Origin of the sequence: Actinomyces sp. zg296 (assembly GCF_009829695.1) — a bacterium.
Lineage (GTDB): Bacteria > Actinomycetota > Actinomycetes > Actinomycetales > Actinomycetaceae > Actinomyces > Actinomyces marmotae.
In genome coordinates, this window is record NZ_VWPG01000003.1 from 287,677 (window position 1) to 304,955 (window position 17,279).

Below are 17,279 nucleotides of genomic sequence, written 5' to 3' on the forward strand. Positions count from 1 at the left end.
TATACGACTGCCGGAGCACGAGCGGTGCGCGCCGCGTCGAGTAAAGGGCTTAGCGCCACCGACGGGACACCGGTAGTGCTGGAGAGCGTCTACGAGTTGCGGCTGTGGGCTCTCGTCAAGGATGGTGACGCTGGTGTCCTTGCCCACGAGCTGCGGTGGCTCAATGGTTGGGGAACGGCGGAGATCGTCCTCCGCTGCGCGGGAGACACCTCCACCGACGCTACTGTTGCGGCACCTCAGCCCGAACGGGACACCTGTTGGTACCGCCCCAACTCATATCTCCAGCACGGTGCGAAAGCGCCGTCCGACGCCTCCGACGCCTCCGACGCCTCCGACAAGATGACAAGCGTGGAGATCTTCACCGAGAATGATTACGGCAACGTCGTCTTCGTCGACGAACTCATGACGGGAAAGTGGGCGTGAGATGAGCAGTAAGAACAACACCCCGAAGCCCGGGTCACCCAGGAGGGCTTCGAAAGCCCCCGACCCCCAATCCCAGCCCCAGACTACGCCGGGAACTGTGCCTGGCCCTCGTAACGCGCAGGCGTTCCCGGACTTCAAACCGTTCCACTCGGCGGTCAATCGGATTCCGGTGCTTCGGCCTCGGTCTACGAACAAGGCCGCTTCAGGAATCCTCTCCCCGGACCTCTTCGCCGACTCTCCTGCGCTCGGCCACGACCGCCTGCGCCCGGATCGCTGGTCCGGGTCGATCGACGTGGAGATGACAGTGCGCACACCGCTCGTCTTCGGCGCGCAGACGAAGGATGGCGGGAGGACCTGCGTCATCGTGCCTGTCGACGACGCGGGCAACCCGGTCATCGCGCCCACAATGGTCAAGGGGATGATCTCTCGCGCGTATGAGGCTCTCACCTGCTCCCGGTTCCGGGTCTTCTGCGGCCATGATGAGCCCCTCACTTACCGTGCGGATCCTGCGATGGCCAGCCCCCTCATCGCGGGACGCATCACCACGGGCTCCGATGGACAGCTTGCGCTCGAACTCCTCAGAGGACGTCATGGCGACAACGACATCGGACTGATTCGCGACGACCCCGAAAAAGGGCTTGGCACGCTCATCCTCGAAGGACATCCCATCACACTCGGCCCCGGGCAGAAGGAGCCAAGCAGCCAGCAGGTCTGGATCAGATTCCGCAACCTCCTCAAGCACGGACAGAAAGTTGGGGTTAAACTCACCCCTCGCAACGACTGTTGCATTGTCACACAGGTCTACAACCTCAGTTCCAAAGAGTTTGAAAGGTTCTTCTCGCTAACGCCGGAACAGGACGCAAAATCCTTCCTCGCCATCGGATACGTGTGCCGAACCGCACAGGATGCACACGACAACCATCCCCCATCGAAAGCCCTGTACGCCGACAAACATTACGAACGCTTCTTCTTCTCGGTTAGCGAAAGCGGCAAATTCTCGCCGGAACGCAGAATACTCACCAGCAGCGTGCTCAACGCTTACGAGCGAGTGATTAATAGTTACCGGTCAGAGCACGCCTCTCTGGAGGGAAAGCCCAACCAACGCGTTCTCAATCGCGCATCGTCCGGTCCTGAGCATCTAGCTCCACGAGACGGCGACCTCGTGTTCGTGCGCCTCGATGATGAGAGCGGCGAAGTCGCCGAGATTCTGCCAACGATGGTGGGACGCCGATCCTACGACCGCTCTCCGCGGGAACTCGCCGAGGAGCAGGATGTGCTCCCTCTGGCGAAGGCAGCGGAGGCGTCTCCCGCCGACCGCCTCTTTGGTTACGTCGTTAATTCCCCGGAAGATGGAGCCTCAGGCGGGGATGTTGCTGCGCGCGGCAGGATCGTCGTCGGTCCTGTCGACAGCACCGGAGCACTCGTGTCGACCAAGGAGAAGCAGCTCACTCCTCTCCTGTCGCCCAAACCGTCGTCCGCCAGAAGATTCCTCACGGACGAGGACGGGCTGACTCCCAAGGGGGCGGACAAGAAACCTCTGCGACGAGACCAGTACTTCACTGACGGACAGTTGCTGGGGGCAGCGGCATACCCCGTGCACCGTCGGCTCCTGGAGGGAGAGGACCTCGACCCCGATGGTTTTCCCGAGCAAGCCACCACAGCCGCCTCACTAGGCGGTCAGCAGCAGAGCAATGACTCGGTCCGCCTCACGGCCCGCTCGTGGCTCGCGTCTGGCAGCGTCCTGCGCTGCACGGTGAGCTTTACCAACTTGTCCAGCGATGAGCTCGGAGCCCTGGTGTGGGTGCTGACACCGGAGAACCTCGTCCCGCCAGAGAAGCAAACCACCGGACAAGGGATGCAGTCCCGTGCCGGTTACCTGCGCATGGGGCTGGGCAAGCCCCTCGGACTTGGGACCATCGAGGTCCGTATCGCCAAGGACGGCCTGCGAGCCGTCCGCGGGGAGGATCTCGCGGGTCTATATGCGCGCCTCGATGGCTGCCTCGGTCAGGAGATGCGCACATACCCCCTTTCCCACTTCCCGCTGCCGAACGAGGACACGCTCCGAGAAGAGCCCTGGGTACGAGCCCTTCAGCGTGCCGCCTTCGGCTACACAGGCGAACCCCCGGTTCGCTACATGAGTCTGGATGAGAACAAGGAGAACAACCAGACAGAGAGTGGAAACCAGACAGATAGTGGAAATGGGGACCCCAAGCCAGGACGCGGTCTCGCTCCCACAGACCTGTGCGCGGAGCGACCGAAGCCGATCGACATGGGTTCAGCGCCACAGCAAGGTCAGCGGAGCCAGCAGAGGCAGCGGGGACAGCAGGGAAACCACCGCAAACGGAGGTAAGCAGCCCCGTCAGCCGGCCCTCCGCCGTCGTCCCCATCCGTCCTGACGCCACATGCCAGGTTGGCGGGACGCCACACGCCGGGTTGGATCGACGCGATCCGACGGATCGGCCCGCCTCCGAGATCGCCCTCGACTCCGGCCTACCGCAGGTCCGAGCGGCGATGGAGGTCGATCCACGCCTCCTGCTCGACGGCGCCGTGCCAGGGACTCGCTCGCGGCCGTGGCCACGGCTCGTGTCAGCCCGCGCCCCCGGGCTCAGCTCTCGCGTCTCAGACTCAGTTCTCGTACACCTCGGGCTTGAGCAGCCCGATGAAGGGCAGGTTGCGGTACTGCTCGGCGTAGTCCAGGCCGTAGCCGACGACGAACTCATTGGGGATGTCGAAGCCCACGTACTTGACGTCAACCTCCACCTTCATCGCCTCCGGTTTGCGCAGGAGCGTGGCGATCTCCACGCTCGCCGCGCCCCTGCTGGACAAGTTCCCCAGCAGCCAGGACAGGGTGAGCCCGGAGTCGATGATGTCCTCCACGATGAGCACGTGGCGGCCGGTGAGGTCCGTGTCGAGGTCCTTGAGGATGCGCACGACGCCCGAGGACTTCGTGCCCGAGCCGTAGGACGACACGGCCATCCAGTCCATGGGCGCGCTGCGGCGCAGGCGCCGCGACAGGTCCGCCATGACGTACACGGCGCCCTTGAGCACGCCCACCAGCAGCAGGTCCTCGCCCGCGTAGTCGGCGTCAATCCTCTCTGCCATGTCATCCAGCCGGCTCTCGATCTCCTCGCGCGAGATCAGCACCTGCTGGAGGTCGGTTCCCATATCGGCGGCTTCCACGCCCTCATCCTCCATCTCCGCGTCGATGGTCCGCCCGGGAGTGGGCGACGACGCAGGCCAAGCCTGCCAGATCAGCGCGCCGCGGGGCCCGCCCCAGCGGTCCCTTCGCCACCGATCCGTGACCATCTGGCTGGTCAGAGAGGGGATCAGGCGCCGTTGACGGCGGAGCAGGGCCCGCCCCAGCGCCCCCACCCGGGATCCGCTCGGACCCAGCCGGACCCGTGGGCTCAATGAGGGCCTCCCCCGACCCGCTCCAACCAGGCCTCGGGACTCCCCAGCTCCGCCGCCGTCGGCAGGGCCCACGGCGACGCCCACGCCCGGTTGAGACCCTCGTGGCCCACCCTCTCGACGACGGCCCGAGCGAACCGCGCCGCCCGCGCGCTGTCGAGGAGCCGCTCACTGGCGAGGCCGGTGAAAGGGCCGCGCCCATGGCCCTGCCCGATCCCCCGCCCCTCCCCCTGCCCGGGAGGCGGCGCGGGGTCGGCGTCCAGCACCGCCCGGAGCACATGCGCTGAGGGGACCCGCGCGGGGGTGACGCCGTCGAGGGCGGCCCGTGCGTGCCCCTCCAGGAACGCGAGGGTGGCACGCAGCTCCACCAACCCCGCCAGCCCGGGCTGCCCGACCAGCCCCGCGGCCTCCCCCGGCCGGGCAGCCCAAGCCACCGAGGCGATCCCCGCCAGGCGCCCGCCCCGGGGCCAGGCCTCGACGACGGCGCCCAGCGCCTCGCGCAGCCGCGCCACCAGGTGGTCGGCGAGCCAGGGGGCTGCGGCGAGCTGGACGGCATGAGCGGTCTCATGCATCGCCACCCAGGTGGCGAGGTCGGCAAGATCGAGGCCGTGGCGGCGCTGGAGGGCGAGGACGTTGGGGGCGACGAGGAGGAGTCGTGGCCGCTCGGCGCCCGGGCCTCCCGTCCGGGCCTCAGCCACCGGCCCCGCGCCGGTGGCGCCGGTGGCACCGTCGCCGTCGGTTGCGCCGGTGGCGCCGGTGGCGCCGGTGGCGCCGGTGGCGCCGGTGGCGCCGGTGGCGCCGGTGGCGCCGGTGGCGCTGCCAGTGCCTCGACCGCCGTCGGCGCCACCGGCAGCCGCCGCGGCCGGGATCGCGGGCAGCACCTGACCCAGCAAGCGCGTCGAGAGGGCCCCGAGGGCGGCGCCCGCCTCCCACGCGGCGGCCCGGCGAACCACGGGGCCGGCAGGGGGCGCGGGAAGGCCGTCGAGAAGCCGGGCCAGGAACCCGGCAGTAGCGCGCACGAGGCCCGCGCGGTCCACGACGAGCACCCGCCCACTGCCGGCATCCCGGGCCGCCCGGCTCAGCCCCGTCATCTCACCGACCCGTTCCGGGGCCTGCGCGGCACCGCGCCGCAGCAGCTCCACCACGGCGCTGAGGGAGGCCCGGGGCGCGCTCGGGCCACCTCTGGGCGCCATGGTCCGGGCGGCGATCTCAACGCGGCTCCAGTCCACCAGCCCCCGCGCCGTCGACGGGGCGCCCACGGGGCCAGGCTCTTCGCGCCGTGTCCCCAGCGCGGGAGCCATCAACTGCCCGCCAGGGGCACCATGAAGTCCTCATCCATCGCGGCGCGGGCGCTGCTCAGGCCACCGGAGGGGAATCCATCGATGATGACGGAGAAGACCAGGAGGCGACCGTTGGCGGTCACCACGGTCCCGGCGAGGGAGGCCGTCTGGTCCAGCGAGCCGGTCTTGGCGCGCACGGTGCCGGCGCCGGCCTGGGAGACGAGGCGGTCGTTGAGCGTGCCATCGAGGGCCGCCACGGGCAGATCGGCGATGAGGGCGCGCCCCGCCGTCCCGCCGTCGGGGCCAGCGGCCCGCAGGAGGATATCGGTGAGCAGGCGGGCCGGGATCTTGTTGCCCTTGGCCAGGCCGGAGCAGTCCTTGAGGGTGACGCCCTCCATCGAGATCCCATCGGCCGTCAACTGGGCGGCGACCGCCTCGGTGGCGCCGGCGAAGGTGGTCGGCTTGCCCGCGGCCGCGGCGACGAGTCGGCCCTCGACCTCTGTCATCGTGTTGTCCGAGGCCTTGAGGGAAACCCCGAGGACGTCCACCAGCGGCGCGGAGGAAACGGAGGCGAGGTCGGTGGCGCCGTCGGCGGCCCGGCCCCGGGACACGCCCGAGACGGTGATGCCGGCGGCCTGCAGGTGCTTGGAGAAGGCCTGGACGGCGTCGTTGGCGGGGTCGGCCGGATAGGAGCGGGCCGACTCGTGGGCCCGCACGTTAATCATGATCGGCTGGATCGGCGCGACGAAGGACTGGTTGCCGTCCTCCCAGTCGCTGGACCACTTCTGGTCCTCGGGGAAGAGGGTGTCGTCGAGGGCGACCGCCACGGAGGTGATGCCCTGGGCCTTGAGCCTCTCAGCGGTGGAGCGGGCGAGGTCCCCCAGTCCCGCGCGTCCGATGACGGCGTTCGGGTCGCCCTTGTCCTCGGCCATGAGAACGTCCCCGCTGCCGATGATGGTGACGGTCGGGGTCCCGCCCGGAGCCTCTGAGAGGACGGTGCGGGTGCTCAGCGTGTGGTCCGCCCCGAGGGTGCGCAGCGCGGCCCAGGCGGTGAGGAGCTTATTGGTGGAGGCCGGGGTGAGTGGGGTTCCCGAGCTGACGCCGGCGATCTGCCGCCCTGTGGTGACGTCGACCACGCTCACGGCGGTCGACGCCCCGGCGACGCGGGGATCGGCGGCGAGGGCGGAGGCATAACCGGCCACGGCTCCGGCGTCGGGCATGGGGGCGGAGGAGTCGTAGGGGGCGGCGGTGGCGCCCGCGGCGCCGTCGAGGGAGGCCGCGGTGGGAAAGGCCGCGGGGCGGCCCGCGCCGGTGATGGTCAGGGGCCCGGGCACGATGTCGAGGGCGTCGGCGACGCCGTAGTAACCGCCGACTACCAGCAGGGTCGCCGCGGTGAGGGCAGCGGTCGTGATGCGGCGCACCGCGCCTCCGATCTGTCGCCAGGTGGGCTGCTCGAACTTGCCGGCGCTTGACAGTCCGCTGGGATGCGGACGGGAGGCGCCGTCGTGGTCCACACTAGTGCCATCGTGGCCAGCCCTCCCAGAGCTGCGCCGCCCCGTCCGCAGCCGCGGGGAGTGCCGGGCCCGCCCGGGATCCCAGCGGATCGCACAAGAGTGAGGAGCACAGCGTGGAGTTCGACGTCACCATCGAGATCCCCAAGGGGAACCGGAACAAGTACGAGATCGACCACGAGACCGGCCGCATCCGCCTCGACCGGATGCTCTTCACGTCCACCCGGTACCCGGACGACTACGGCTTCATCGATGAGACCCTCGGCGAGGACGGCGACCCGCTGGACGCGCTGGTCCTCCTGGAGGAGCCCACCTTCCCCGGCTGCGTCATCCGCTGCCGCGCGCTGGGCATGTTCCGCATGCGCGATGAGAAGGGCGGCGACGACAAGGTGCTGTGCGTTCCCGCGGCGGACCAGCGCGCGTCCTGGCGCACGGACATCGAGGACGTCAGCGAGTTCCACCGCCTGGAGATCCAGCACTTCTTCGAGGTGTACAAGGACCTGGAGCCGGGCAAGAGCGTGGAGGGCGCCCACTGGGTGGGGCGCGACGAGGCCGAGGCCGAGATCCGCCGCTCCTACGAGCGCGAGCAGCAGCACCGCGCCCACTGACACTGATCCACTCCCCCTATAACCGAGACCGGTCGAAAATAGGAGCGAGACCGGTCGAAATCACTGACGAGACCGGTTCGGCGCGGCCATCGCGGCCATGCCGAACCGGTCTCGCGTCTGTTTTCGACCGGTCTCGATTGGAGGGGAGGGTGGGTGGGAGGTCAGAAGCGGACGACGTAGGGCATGACGCCGGAGTAGCGCATGCCGGTCACTCGCACGGGGACGCCGAAGGTCGGGGCCTCGATCATCTGGTCGCCTCCGAGGTAGATCGCCACGTGGTAGATCCCCGACTGCGTCCCGTCCGAGGACCAGAACACGAGATCGCCGGGCCGGGCCTCATCGATGGGCACCCGGGTCCCCTCGCCATACTGCACCCGCGAGGAGTGCGTGAGATAGACGCCCGCCGCCTGGTACGACAGCATCACCAAGCCCGAGCAGTCGACGCCGTCATAACTCTCACCACCCCAGACGTAGGGCACACCGAGGAAGGTGTACGAGGTGTCGATCGCCGTCTGGGCGACGTCGACGGCGGGGGCCGGCTCAGGAGCCGGCTCGGGCTCAGGAGCGGGGGCCGGCTCAGGAGCGGGGGCCGGCTCAGGAGCGGGAGCCGGCGCGGGCTCCGGCTCAGCCTCAGGAGCCGGCTCGGGCGCAGGCGCCTCCTGGGCGGCCTGCGCGGGAGGAGCCGCCTCGGTCGTGGTCGGCGCTCCCTCGGTGATGGCGGGCGCCGTCGTCGCCCCGGAGGCCGGCGCCTCTGAAGAGGGTTGGGAGGGCGAGGCGCCGGGCGTCGGCGGCGCGGTCGGCGCGGGGGACGCCGAGGCCTGGGCCCGCTTCTCCTCCTCGGCCTTGCGCGCGGCCTCCTCCGCCGCGGTCTTGGCGGCCGCCTCCTCGCGCGCCTGGCGCTCGGACTCAAGGCGGTCCTGGTACTGGGTCTCCAGTTCGACGGTGGTGTTGCGCTGCGTGGCGAGTTGGGAGATGAGGGTCTCCCGCGTGGACTTCGCGTCGGAGACGGCCGTGGAGGCCTTGCTCACCTCGGCATCGGCCTTGGCCTTGAGATTCTTGGCATTGGTCGCGGCGGTCTCCTTCTCGGCCACCTTGGCCTGGGCGATGCTGCGCATGTTCTCGGCCACCGCCTGGTGCGCCCGGAAGTTCTGCAGGTCGGCGCTGCGGTTCTCGCCCACGCGGGTCAGCGCCACCGAGGTGTCGGTCGCGTCGGCCAGCGACTCAGAGGACAGGTAGGGGCTGAGGGCGTCAAGAGGGTTACCGCTGTTCTGATAGGTCTCGACGACGGCGGCGCCGAGGCTGGAGCGGGCGGTCTCGGTGTCCGCGGCGGCCTCATCAGCCGCGGTCTGGGCGTTGGCGGCGGCGGTGGTGGCGGTCTTCAACTCCGCAGCGGCCTCGAGGTAGTCCTCATTGGCGGAGGCCGCCTTGATCCGTGAGGCCTGGAGGTCGGACTTGAGCTTGGCGAGCCGCGCCTCGAGCTCGGCGATCGACGACGACGTCTGGCTCTCCGCCTTCCTCGCCTTGTCAATGTCATCCTGGTCGACGGTGTCAGCAAGGGCGCTGGGAACCATCGCGACGGCCAGAGCGGTAGCGGCGGCGAAGGCGCGTGCCGCTCGGAACGAACGGTGTCTAGGGCTCACGGATCCTCCAGGGTCTGACATTCCCGTGTCATGAGTCGCACGGCGATACACCCGAAACACTAGTCATCACGCACCCCCATGAGAACAGTGACCACTAGTTTCACATTGGTAACACCCGTCCCGCCCATCTCACAAACCCCGGAATCCTGCGGATCACACACCCTTACCCGCACCCCAGTGACCTCCCTCACAATCGCATATCGTGATCATGCTGTGACCAGGCCGGAACCGCCGCGCTCCCGCGATCCGGACGCGCTTGCGCGCCGCGCCACGGCCGTGGCACCTTTCGAGGCATGTCTTGCCGCCTCACCCGCCGAATGCATCACTGACGCGCACGCCGCCACGCCGCCGTCGGCCCACGTGCGCGTCCCCGCCCCATCAGGGCTAGAGCAGACACGCACCGGCACCAGTGAAGGATCCCCCGATGAGCAACGCGGCGACCACCCCCGACACCCTCGCCTCCTGGCGGTTCGAGACCCTCCAGGTCCAGGCTGGCCACGCCCCCGACTCCGACACCGGCGCCCGTGCGCTGCCGGTCTACCAGACCTCCTCCTTCGTCTTCCCCAGCGCCACCGAGGCGGCCGACCGCTTCTCCCTGGCCTCGCTCGGCCCCATCTACACGCGCCTGGACAACCCGACGAACGCCGCCGTCGCCCAGCGGATCTGCGCCCTGCACGGAGGCACCGGCGCCCACCTCGTGGCCTCGGGCAGCGCCGCCACCACGCTGACGATCCTCACCCTGGGCGGCGCGGGATCGAGCGTCATCGCCTCGCCGTCGCTCTACGGCGGCACCATCAACCTACTGACCTCCGCGCTTCCCCGCCTCGGGATCACCACCCGGTTCGTCGAGGATCCCTCCGACGCCGCTGCCTGGGAGGCGCTGGCCGATGAGACCACCGTGTGCTTCCTCGGCGAGTCCATCCCCAACCCCAAGGGCGACATCCTCGACATCGAGCCCATCGCCGAGGCCGCGCACCGCGTGGGGGTGCCGCTCGTCGTCGACAACACGGTGGCCTCCCCCTTCCTCACCCGGCCCTTCGAGTGGGGGGCGGACATCGTCGTCGAATCCGCCACGAAGTTCCTGGGCGGCCACGGCTCCTCGATCGCCGGAGTCATCATCGACGGCGGGGGCTTCGACTACGCCGCCCACGCCGAGCGCTTCCCCGGCTTCAACGAGCCCGACCCGTCCTACAACGGCATCGTCTTCGCCCGCGACCTGGGGGTCGGCTCGCCGCTGGGCAACGTGGCTTTCGTCCTCAAGGCGCACACGCAGGGCCAGCGCGATCTCGGATTCGCCGCGAGCCCGCTCAACGCCTTCCTCATCGCCCAGGGCGTGGAGACCCTCTCGCTGCGCATGGAGCGGCATGTGGACAACGCCCTGGCCGTGGCCCGTCACCTGGAGTCCCACCCCGCGGTGAGCCAGGTGCGCTACTCCGGCCTGCCATCCAGCCCCTACTACGAGCTGCACCGCAAGTACTGCCCGCGCGGCGCCGGATCGATCCTCACCTTCGACCTCGCGGGCGGCCGAGAGGCGGGGAGCATCTTCATCGACGCCCTCCAACTGTTCTCCAACGTCGCCAACATCGGGGACGTGCGCTCCCTGGCCATCCACCCGGCGACGACGACGCACTCACAGCTCGACGACGCCGGCCTGGCGGCGGCGGGGATCAGCGCGGGGACGGTGCGCCTGAGCATCGGAATCGAGCACATCGACGACATCATCGCCGACCTCGACCGCGGCCTGGCGGCCCTGAGCCCGCGCTGAGCGCCGGCCCCGCCCCAAGGAGAGCGCCATGACTCAGTCGGCCCCGCCCGCCCCGCCCCAGCCGGCCCTTCCGGATCCCGGCCCGCCCCAGCCGGCCCTTCCGGAGCCCGGCCTTCCGGATCCCGGTCCGCCCCAGCCGGCCCTTCCGGAGCCCGTCACGGCCGGCGTGGGGACGGCCGCCTCCAAGCTCGTCGACCGCGCGGCGGGCTCCCCCACTGGCGCCTGGCGCACCGGGGACGACCCGGGGCACCGCCGCTTCCTGGAGATCGGGGACTTGCCCCTGGAGTCCGGGGAGACCCTGCCGAACACGGTTCTGGCCTTCGAGACCTGGGGGGAGTTGAGCGAGGCGCGCGACAACGCCGTCCTCGTCCTGCACGCCCTGACCGGGGACTCCCACGTCACCGGCGAGCCCGGCCCCGGGCACCCCACCCCCGGCTGGTGGGACAGTCTCGTGGGACCGGGGCGCGCGATCGACACCGAGCGGTACTTCGTCGTCGCCGCCAATATCCTCGGCGGCTGCCAGGGCTCCACCGGGCCCTCCTCACTGGCCCCGGACGGGCGCCCCTGGGGATCGCGCTTCCCGTGGCTGACCACGCGCGACGCCGTAGCCGCCGAGGCCCGCCTCGCCGACGCCCTGGGGATCGAGGTCTTCCACCTGGTCGTGGGCGCCTCGCTGGGCGGGCACCGCGCCATCGAGTGGGGGGTGGGGCGCCCCGAGCGGGTGCGCAACCTCGCACTCGTGGCCACCGGCGCCTCAACGACGGCGGATCAGCTCGCCTGGTGCCACCTCCAGGAGCTCGCCATCGTGGGCGATCCCTACTTCTTCGACGGCGACTACTACTCCCACCCGGTGGGGCCGGTGCGCGGGCTGGCGCTGGCGCGAGCGATCGCGCACACCACCTACCGAAGCGCCGCGGAGCTCGACGCCCGCTTCGGGCGAGCGCACCAGGGCGCGGAGGATCCCGCCGTCGGCGGGCGCTACCAGGTGGAGTCCTACCTCGATCATCACTCAGGCAAGCTCCTGGCCAGGTTCGACGCCAACTCCTACCTCATTGTCACCCATTCGATGATGGTCCATGACGTCGGCACGGGTCGCGGCGGGATCCCGGCGGCCCTGGCGGGGGTCACGGCCCGCACGCTCGTGGTCGATGTGTCCTCCGATCGCCTCTTCCCCACCTGGCAGGCCGATGAACTCACCGAGGGCATCCCGGGCGCGCGGCGCGCGACCATCGACTCCCTTCACGGCCATGATGGCTTCCTCATCGAGGCCGATCAGATGGACGCCGTGCTGCGAGACTTCCTTGAGGGCGCCGAGTCGGGGAGTTGAGAACGGCGGGGCGCCCGGGAACCGGCTCTCGCAGGCCGCGTCTTCGGCTAAGCTGATCTCATGAGCCAGTGCCCGTCCAACGCCGGGGCCGGCGGCCCGGGCTCCCCGGTCGGCTGGTCGGCGCAAGGCGCGCCCGGCACGGCGAGCGCGGGGACGACAGTGCCCGGCGGCCCGGTACGGCCCCCGCGCGCGGCGGGCGCGAAATGACCGGGCGGGGAGCCGCCGACGGCTGGGGCCCTGACCACCTCGGACCCGGCTTCCAGGCCCGCACCCTGGAGCTGCTGTCGGATGAGGAGGCCGACGGCGCCGTCGCCACCCTGGTGCGGCATGTGCCCGCGGAGGACCCCCTCGCGCTGCCGGGCACGCCCACAACCCCCTCCTTCGCCTGGCTCTACCTGCACGGATGGAACGACTACTTCTTCCACACGCACCTGGCGCGGGAGATCTCCCGGCTGGGCGGGGCCTTCTACGCCCTCGACCTGCGCCGCTACGGGCGCTCCTTGCGCAAGGGGCAGATGCTCGGCTGGACGACGTCGCTCGACGACTACGATGAGGAGATCGGCCAATCCCTCGGCATCATCCGGGCCGAGCGCGGGGACGGGATCGACGTCGTCGGCTACGGGCACTCCACGGGCGGGCTCGTGGCCTCCCTGTGGGCGGACCGCCACCCGGGGGCGCTGCGGGCGCTCATCCTGGCCTCCCCATGGTTGGAGATCCAGGGGGCGGCGCCGGCCAGACTCCTCGGTCAGCCGGTGCTGCGCGCCCTGGCGCGCCATGATCCTCGCCGCCCCCTGCCGACGCCGAGCCTGCCCGCCGAGAAGTGCTTCCGCGTCACCGATGGCTGGGACGAGCGCGACGGCGAGCCGGATCCCGCGTGGGTCGACGACCCGTGGGTGCGCGGCTGGCGGATCAACGACGAGTGGGTCCACCGGCCCGGCGCGCCAATCCGGCCCGGATGGTTGCAGGCGATCCTCGCCGGTCAGGCCCGGGTGGCGGCAGGGCTCGACATCCGCTGCCCGGTGCTGTCGATGGTGTCGGCGCGCTCGCGCCTGGGGGTCACGTGGACACCGGACTCGCGTCGGACGGACACGGTGATCGACGTCGACGCGACGGCCCGGCGCTCCCTCGCCCTGGGGTCGCTCGTCACCGTGGCGCGCTTCGACGGCGCCGTGCACGACCTCATCCTCTCCGCACCTCCCGTGCGCGAGCAGGTCCTGGGTGCCATGCGCCGCTGGATGACCGCATACGTCCTGCGCTGACCTCCCTCCCCTCTTTCATCGAGACCGGTCGAAATCACGAGCGAGACCGGTCGATATGAGCCGCGAGACCGGTTGTTGTGAGGGGCGAGACCGGTTCGGGGGTGGGCTTAGTGGGGGTGGGTTAGTGGTTTTGGTACTCTTCGGCGTCGTCGGATAGGTAGGGGACCAGGCGGCGGATGTTGAAGGGCGGGGCGGCCTGGGTGGTGGTGATGTAGCCGTCGACGGGTTTCCAGGTGGTGGTGCCGGTGGGGCGGTAGCGGGCGGTCCAGGTGGTGGTCAGGGTGATGGTGACGTTGTTGGCGGTGGTGGCGTACAGGTGGGTCACGGTCTGGTGGGGGTAGGGATGCCCGGGGTCGGTGGTGGTCGTGGTGGTGCCATCCCCCCAGTTCCAGGTGTAGGTGGCGGGCGTGGCCTCGATATCCACGCGGGTGGGGCCTACGGTGGTGGATAGTGTTCGGGTGGTGGGGTTGGTGTGGGCGATCAGTGGCATGTGCAGCAAGATGGTGTCCCCGGGTGGTTGGAGGGTGATGCCCGAGCCCTCGACGATGAGGGTGGCCACGTCGCGGGAGGTCAGGACGATCGGGGCCGGGGCGGCCGGGGCCGGTGCGGCTGGTGCTGGTTGGAAGCGGCACGCGCCGCTATTGTTGCCCTGGGCGTCTTGCCCGTCGCAGATGTAACTGCCTTCCACGGGTATGGTCTGGGGCTGTCCGGCCGAGACCACCACTGCTGGCCCGCCCCCATCGTTCCCGCCGGTCGACGACGGGGAATCGCTTTGGACGATGACCTCCTCCGCCGTCAATGATTGAGTGACAATAGTATTTCCGGATCCATAACTGTCAATCTGCCTTGCGGCGCCAGCATTATCAGATCCCGCAATAATGGGAGGAGGTGAGGTCAAGAATAAGCAGGAGATCACAAGAAGGCTCATTGTTTCCGTCATCATTCTGTGGACACCTCGCCAACATGCCAGGCGTCATTGTAGTATCGCAAGGCGAGGAATAAGGTCTTCTCTTCCGCCGGTTCCACTACGACTGTTTCGCCCTTTCTAATAGACGTCGACTCGGTACTCTTCATTGTGGCCCTGACTCCGCAGTACTCCTTTCCCTCTCCTGGTGAGATATATTGAAATTCTGTGAGTTCCAGTTTCCAGGGATTGCTCCAGCCTCCCTTATCGTGAAGATCGGTCATCGCATTGATCGCAGAGACGCAGAATGTGCATCTGTCTTCGCTCATGGCGGCTAGGTCTGTGGTGTCGCCGGTGATGAAGGCGTAGCGGTAGAGCTCGATGAAGTGCACGGCGGCGCTTATGGCGCCTTGTTGGGTGTTTTCGGTGGCCTCGGGTGGGGTGGGGGGTTTGGGCATGGCTAGGGCGGTGGCTTTTTGAGCGGCCAGTTCGGGGCTGAGCGAGGGGGTTGTGCTGGCGCTGGGAGTGGTCGCCGCGCTGGCGGGGGTTTCGGCGGGGGTGGTGGTGTGCTGGGTGGGTAGGGTCGCGGTGGTCTGGGGCGGAGTGGGGTCCTTGGCGCAGGCCGTTAGGATCAGTAGTCCTGGGGCCAGGGCGCAGCAGGTCAGAAGGACCAGGGCGATGGGGTGTGCCCAGCGCGTTGTCAGCGCTTGGAGGCTCTGGCGCCGCCGGCCGGGTGGGTGAGGGGTGGCGCCGCGTTGTTGGGGCGCAGTGGGACCAGCGGCATGGGAGGTGCGAGGCTGCGAGGGTTCGGCGCTGACCTGGTTGGGCAGAAGACGACAGGGCGTGGGGCTCATAGCGGCTGGGGCCTTCCAAGAGAGCGGACGTGGACCAGGGCAAGCGCGAGGCCCCAGGTCGGCCCCAGACGACGGCGGCATCGCCGTCGGGCCCCAACCCTAGGGCCCTACCCACCCCCGGCGCTAGACCCCACCGCCAATCTGTGGAAAACCCCCACCAACCCCACCCCACCAGCACCGCCCTGCGGACAACCAACCGGTCTCGCCCCTAACAACGACCGGTCTCGCCCGTGTTTTCGACCGGTCTCGGTTCAGGGGAGAGGGGGCGGATCCGGGTTCGGGCTGAAGCGCGGCCAGGTGGAGGTGTCAACGGGGTAGCCGTTCGCCGCCGCGTGATCCAGCCAGCCCTGGGGCAGCCAGGTGCGGCCCACCACCTGCGGGTGCTCGGGCATGTACAGCACCGACCACAGAACGAGGACGAGCTCGGCCCATTGGCCGCGCAGCTTCCAGCGCGCGGTGCCCTTGGCGTTGCTCGCCGCCATGACGATCTCGCCCGGGCCGGTGGAGGCCACCTCCTGAACCTCGTGGTAGCCCACCGGCATGATGCCCTCGCCCGTTCCGATGTAGATGCCGTGCGTGGACACGGTCACGCGGGCGTTGGCCAGGTGGCGCCATTTCTCGACGGCGTCCGCCGCGGCGGCACGGCGCCTCCTCTTGTTGACCACGGCCTGCCCGCCGAAGAAGGCGGCGGTCAGCGCCAGCCCCACTGGCCCGCCCGCGAGGAAGAACCCCCTGGACGGGTTGTAGGTGGCGTCACCGCGCCGCCACATGAGCAGCTCGGCATCACAACTGGCCAGCATGCACTCCCCCGACCCGAAGGAGCCGCGCACGGGGTCGATGATCGGCGAGACAGGGTTGGGGCGGCGCCCGGCGCGAGCGGCGGTGAGAACGGCGGCGGTGTTCCACCACACGAAGTCCTGCCCAGTCCAGCTCGGCCTCGCGGCGGCCCTCTCCGCCGCGAGGCGCTCCGAGGCGGCCTGGGCCTCGCGGGCGTCGACAATGTCGAAGATCTCGCGGACCTTGATGGTGACGACCTCGTCAGTCTTCGGCGGTCGGCGGATGAGGCCCCTTCTCGGCCCAGCCATCGGGGCACCGGCCGCATCGGGCTCCCTCTGCGCGCTATCGGGGCCGCTCGCGATCCTCGGGCGATCTGGGCTCCCCGGGGCCACTGGGCTCCCGGCGCTCACGGGCCTGAACGACGGCGGGGCCTCCTTCGGACCGCTCGCGCCTCCCGGGAGCCCTGGGCCTCTCGCGCTCGCCGCGTCGTCGGATGAGGCGCCGCGGCGAGCGACGCCGTCGCCCGCAGGAGCATCCGGGCCAGCCGCGCTGGTCGCGGCTCCCGGGGCCCCAGCGCCGTCGGCATTCGCAGCGCTGCGAGCGCTGTCCGCGCCATCAGCGCCGCGAGCGCCGCGAGCGCCATCAGCGCCGCGAGCGCTCCCGCCACTCGACGCGGGCCTGGCGCTGCCACCGCTCCCAGGACCGCTGACGCCCGCCTCGACGGCCTCATCGGGGCGCGTCCCGGAGCCGTCCCCGAGCTCGCCCCCCGCCTGCTTCCCCGCTTTCTCCCCCTGCGTGTTCTGAGAGGTCACGCTGCTCCCTTCTCACTGGCGGCGGAGGTTCCGGGAACCATGTCCTCAGCCACATGCAGGAGCTCGCCCGCGGGCTCCCAGTAGTCCACGCCTACGAGCGTCCCGCCGTCGAAAGTGAGGGAGGTCAGCGAGGCGAGCGCGCACTGGCGGCGCCGGGGATCGTGCGCCAGGGGGCGCCCCTCCACCCAGAGCCGCGTGGCCCACACGGGCAGCTGGTGGGAGACGAGCAGCGCCTCGCGCCCGCGCGCGAGGGGCAGCGCGGAGCGGATGGCCCCGCTCATGCGGGTCACGAGCTCGGCGTAGGGCTCGCCCCAGGACGGGCGCAGGGGGTTGGTGTAATACAGCCAATGGCGCGGATGCGCCAGCACCCAGCGGTTGCGGTTGACGGCGACCCCCTCGAAGTGGTTGCCGGCCTCGATGAGGCGCTCGTCCGTCGTCGCCTCCAGCCCGTAGGCCCGCGCGGTGGGGGCGCCGGTCTCGACGGCGCGCTCCAGGGGGGAGGTGATGACGGCGGCGATGTCGTGATCGGTGGAGCGCAGGACCTCCGCGACGCGCTCCGCCATGCGCTGACCGAGTTCGGAGAGGTGGTAGCCGGGCATGCGCCCGTAGAGGACGGCCTCGGGGTTGTGGACCTCGCCGTGACGCATGAGGTGGATCGTGGTGCGCTCCATGGATGCGATTGTGCCACCCGGGCGCGCCCGGCCCGGATAC

General features: G+C 70.0%; 14 protein-coding genes. 6 read left to right on the top strand and 8 right to left on the bottom strand.

Going from position 1 to position 17,279, the window contains the following annotated elements:
- Positions 1–75 precede the first annotated feature (75 nt).
- Positions 76–423: a hypothetical protein gene (locus GVV76_RS03510; protein WP_159624979.1), complete on the top strand. Its 348-nt coding sequence runs from the start codon at positions 76–78 to the stop codon at positions 421–423.
- A gap of 1 nt (position 424) precedes the next feature.
- The gene (locus GVV76_RS03515; RefSeq protein ID WP_159624981.1) at positions 425–2,773 is read left to right on the top strand and encodes a TIGR03986 family type III CRISPR-associated RAMP protein; all 2,349 of its coding nucleotides are present in this window, start codon (positions 425–427) and stop codon (positions 2,771–2,773) included.
- A 275-nt stretch (positions 2,774–3,048) separates the two neighbouring features.
- Here the strand turns inward: GVV76_RS03515 and hpt are convergent, their stop codons facing one another.
- From hpt to dacB, 3 genes are all read right to left on the bottom strand, one after another.
- Positions 3,049–3,603, bottom strand: coding sequence for a hypoxanthine phosphoribosyltransferase (hpt, locus tag GVV76_RS03520; protein ID WP_159522101.1), 555 nt, complete (start codon positions 3,601–3,603; stop codon positions 3,049–3,051).
- A gap of 227 nt (positions 3,604–3,830) precedes the next feature.
- Positions 3,831–5,090 carry a zinc-dependent metalloprotease gene (locus GVV76_RS03525; RefSeq protein WP_159624983.1) on the bottom strand — a complete coding sequence of 420 codons (1,260 nt, stop codon included), beginning with the start codon at positions 5,088–5,090 and terminating at the stop codon, positions 3,831–3,833.
- A 41-nt stretch (positions 5,091–5,131) separates the two neighbouring features.
- Positions 5,132–6,532 carry a D-alanyl-D-alanine carboxypeptidase/D-alanyl-D-alanine endopeptidase gene (dacB, locus tag GVV76_RS03530; RefSeq protein ID WP_159624985.1) on the bottom strand — a complete coding sequence of 467 codons (1,401 nt, stop codon included), beginning with the start codon at positions 6,530–6,532 and terminating at the stop codon, positions 5,132–5,134.
- A gap of 206 nt (positions 6,533–6,738) precedes the next feature.
- Here dacB and GVV76_RS03535 point away from each other — a divergent pair, with 206 nt between their 5' ends.
- On the top strand, positions 6,739–7,230 hold the full coding sequence (locus GVV76_RS03535; protein WP_073451538.1) for an inorganic diphosphatase: 492 nt from the start codon (positions 6,739–6,741) through the stop codon (positions 7,228–7,230).
- A gap of 161 nt (positions 7,231–7,391) precedes the next feature.
- Here GVV76_RS03535 and GVV76_RS03540 read toward each other — a convergent pair whose 3' ends face one another.
- Positions 7,392–8,801 (bottom strand): C40 family peptidase, encoded by a 1,410-nt coding sequence (locus GVV76_RS03540; protein WP_159625160.1) that lies wholly within the window; start codon positions 8,799–8,801, stop codon positions 7,392–7,394.
- Between the two features lie 493 nt (positions 8,802–9,294).
- On the opposite strand from GVV76_RS03540, the gene GVV76_RS03545 reads away from it, so the two are divergent.
- From GVV76_RS03545 to GVV76_RS03555, 3 genes are all read left to right on the top strand, one after another.
- A complete protein-coding gene (locus GVV76_RS03545; protein WP_159624987.1) occupies positions 9,295–10,635 on the top strand; it encodes an O-acetylhomoserine aminocarboxypropyltransferase/cysteine synthase family protein in 1,341 nt (446 codons plus the stop codon).
- 28 nt (positions 10,636–10,663) lie between these two features.
- The gene (gene metX / locus GVV76_RS03550; protein WP_159624989.1) at positions 10,664–11,962 is read left to right on the top strand and encodes a homoserine O-acetyltransferase MetX; all 1,299 of its coding nucleotides are present in this window, start codon (positions 10,664–10,666) and stop codon (positions 11,960–11,962) included.
- 203 nt (positions 11,963–12,165) lie between these two features.
- A complete protein-coding gene (locus GVV76_RS03555) occupies positions 12,166–13,221 on the top strand; it encodes an alpha/beta fold hydrolase (RefSeq protein WP_159624991.1) in 1,056 nt (351 codons plus the stop codon).
- A 121-nt stretch (positions 13,222–13,342) separates the two neighbouring features.
- On the opposite strand, the gene GVV76_RS03560 is transcribed toward GVV76_RS03555, so the two are convergent.
- The 4 genes from GVV76_RS03560 to GVV76_RS03575 form a co-directional block, all read right to left on the bottom strand.
- A complete protein-coding gene (locus tag GVV76_RS03560; protein ID WP_236263187.1) occupies positions 13,343–13,909 on the bottom strand; it encodes a zinc transporter in 567 nt (188 codons plus the stop codon).
- A 251-nt stretch (positions 13,910–14,160) separates the two neighbouring features.
- A complete protein-coding gene (locus GVV76_RS10565; RefSeq protein WP_328703557.1) occupies positions 14,161–15,060 on the bottom strand; it encodes a DUF6318 family protein in 900 nt (299 codons plus the stop codon).
- Positions 15,061–15,230: 170 nt separating this feature from the next.
- A complete protein-coding gene (locus GVV76_RS03570; protein ID WP_235925194.1) occupies positions 15,231–16,064 on the bottom strand; it encodes a hypothetical protein in 834 nt (277 codons plus the stop codon).
- Between the two features lie 500 nt (positions 16,065–16,564).
- Positions 16,565–17,239: a histidine phosphatase family protein gene (locus tag GVV76_RS03575; protein WP_159624995.1), complete on the bottom strand. Its 675-nt coding sequence runs from the start codon at positions 17,237–17,239 to the stop codon at positions 16,565–16,567.
- Between the last annotated feature and the right edge of the window lie 40 nt (positions 17,240–17,279).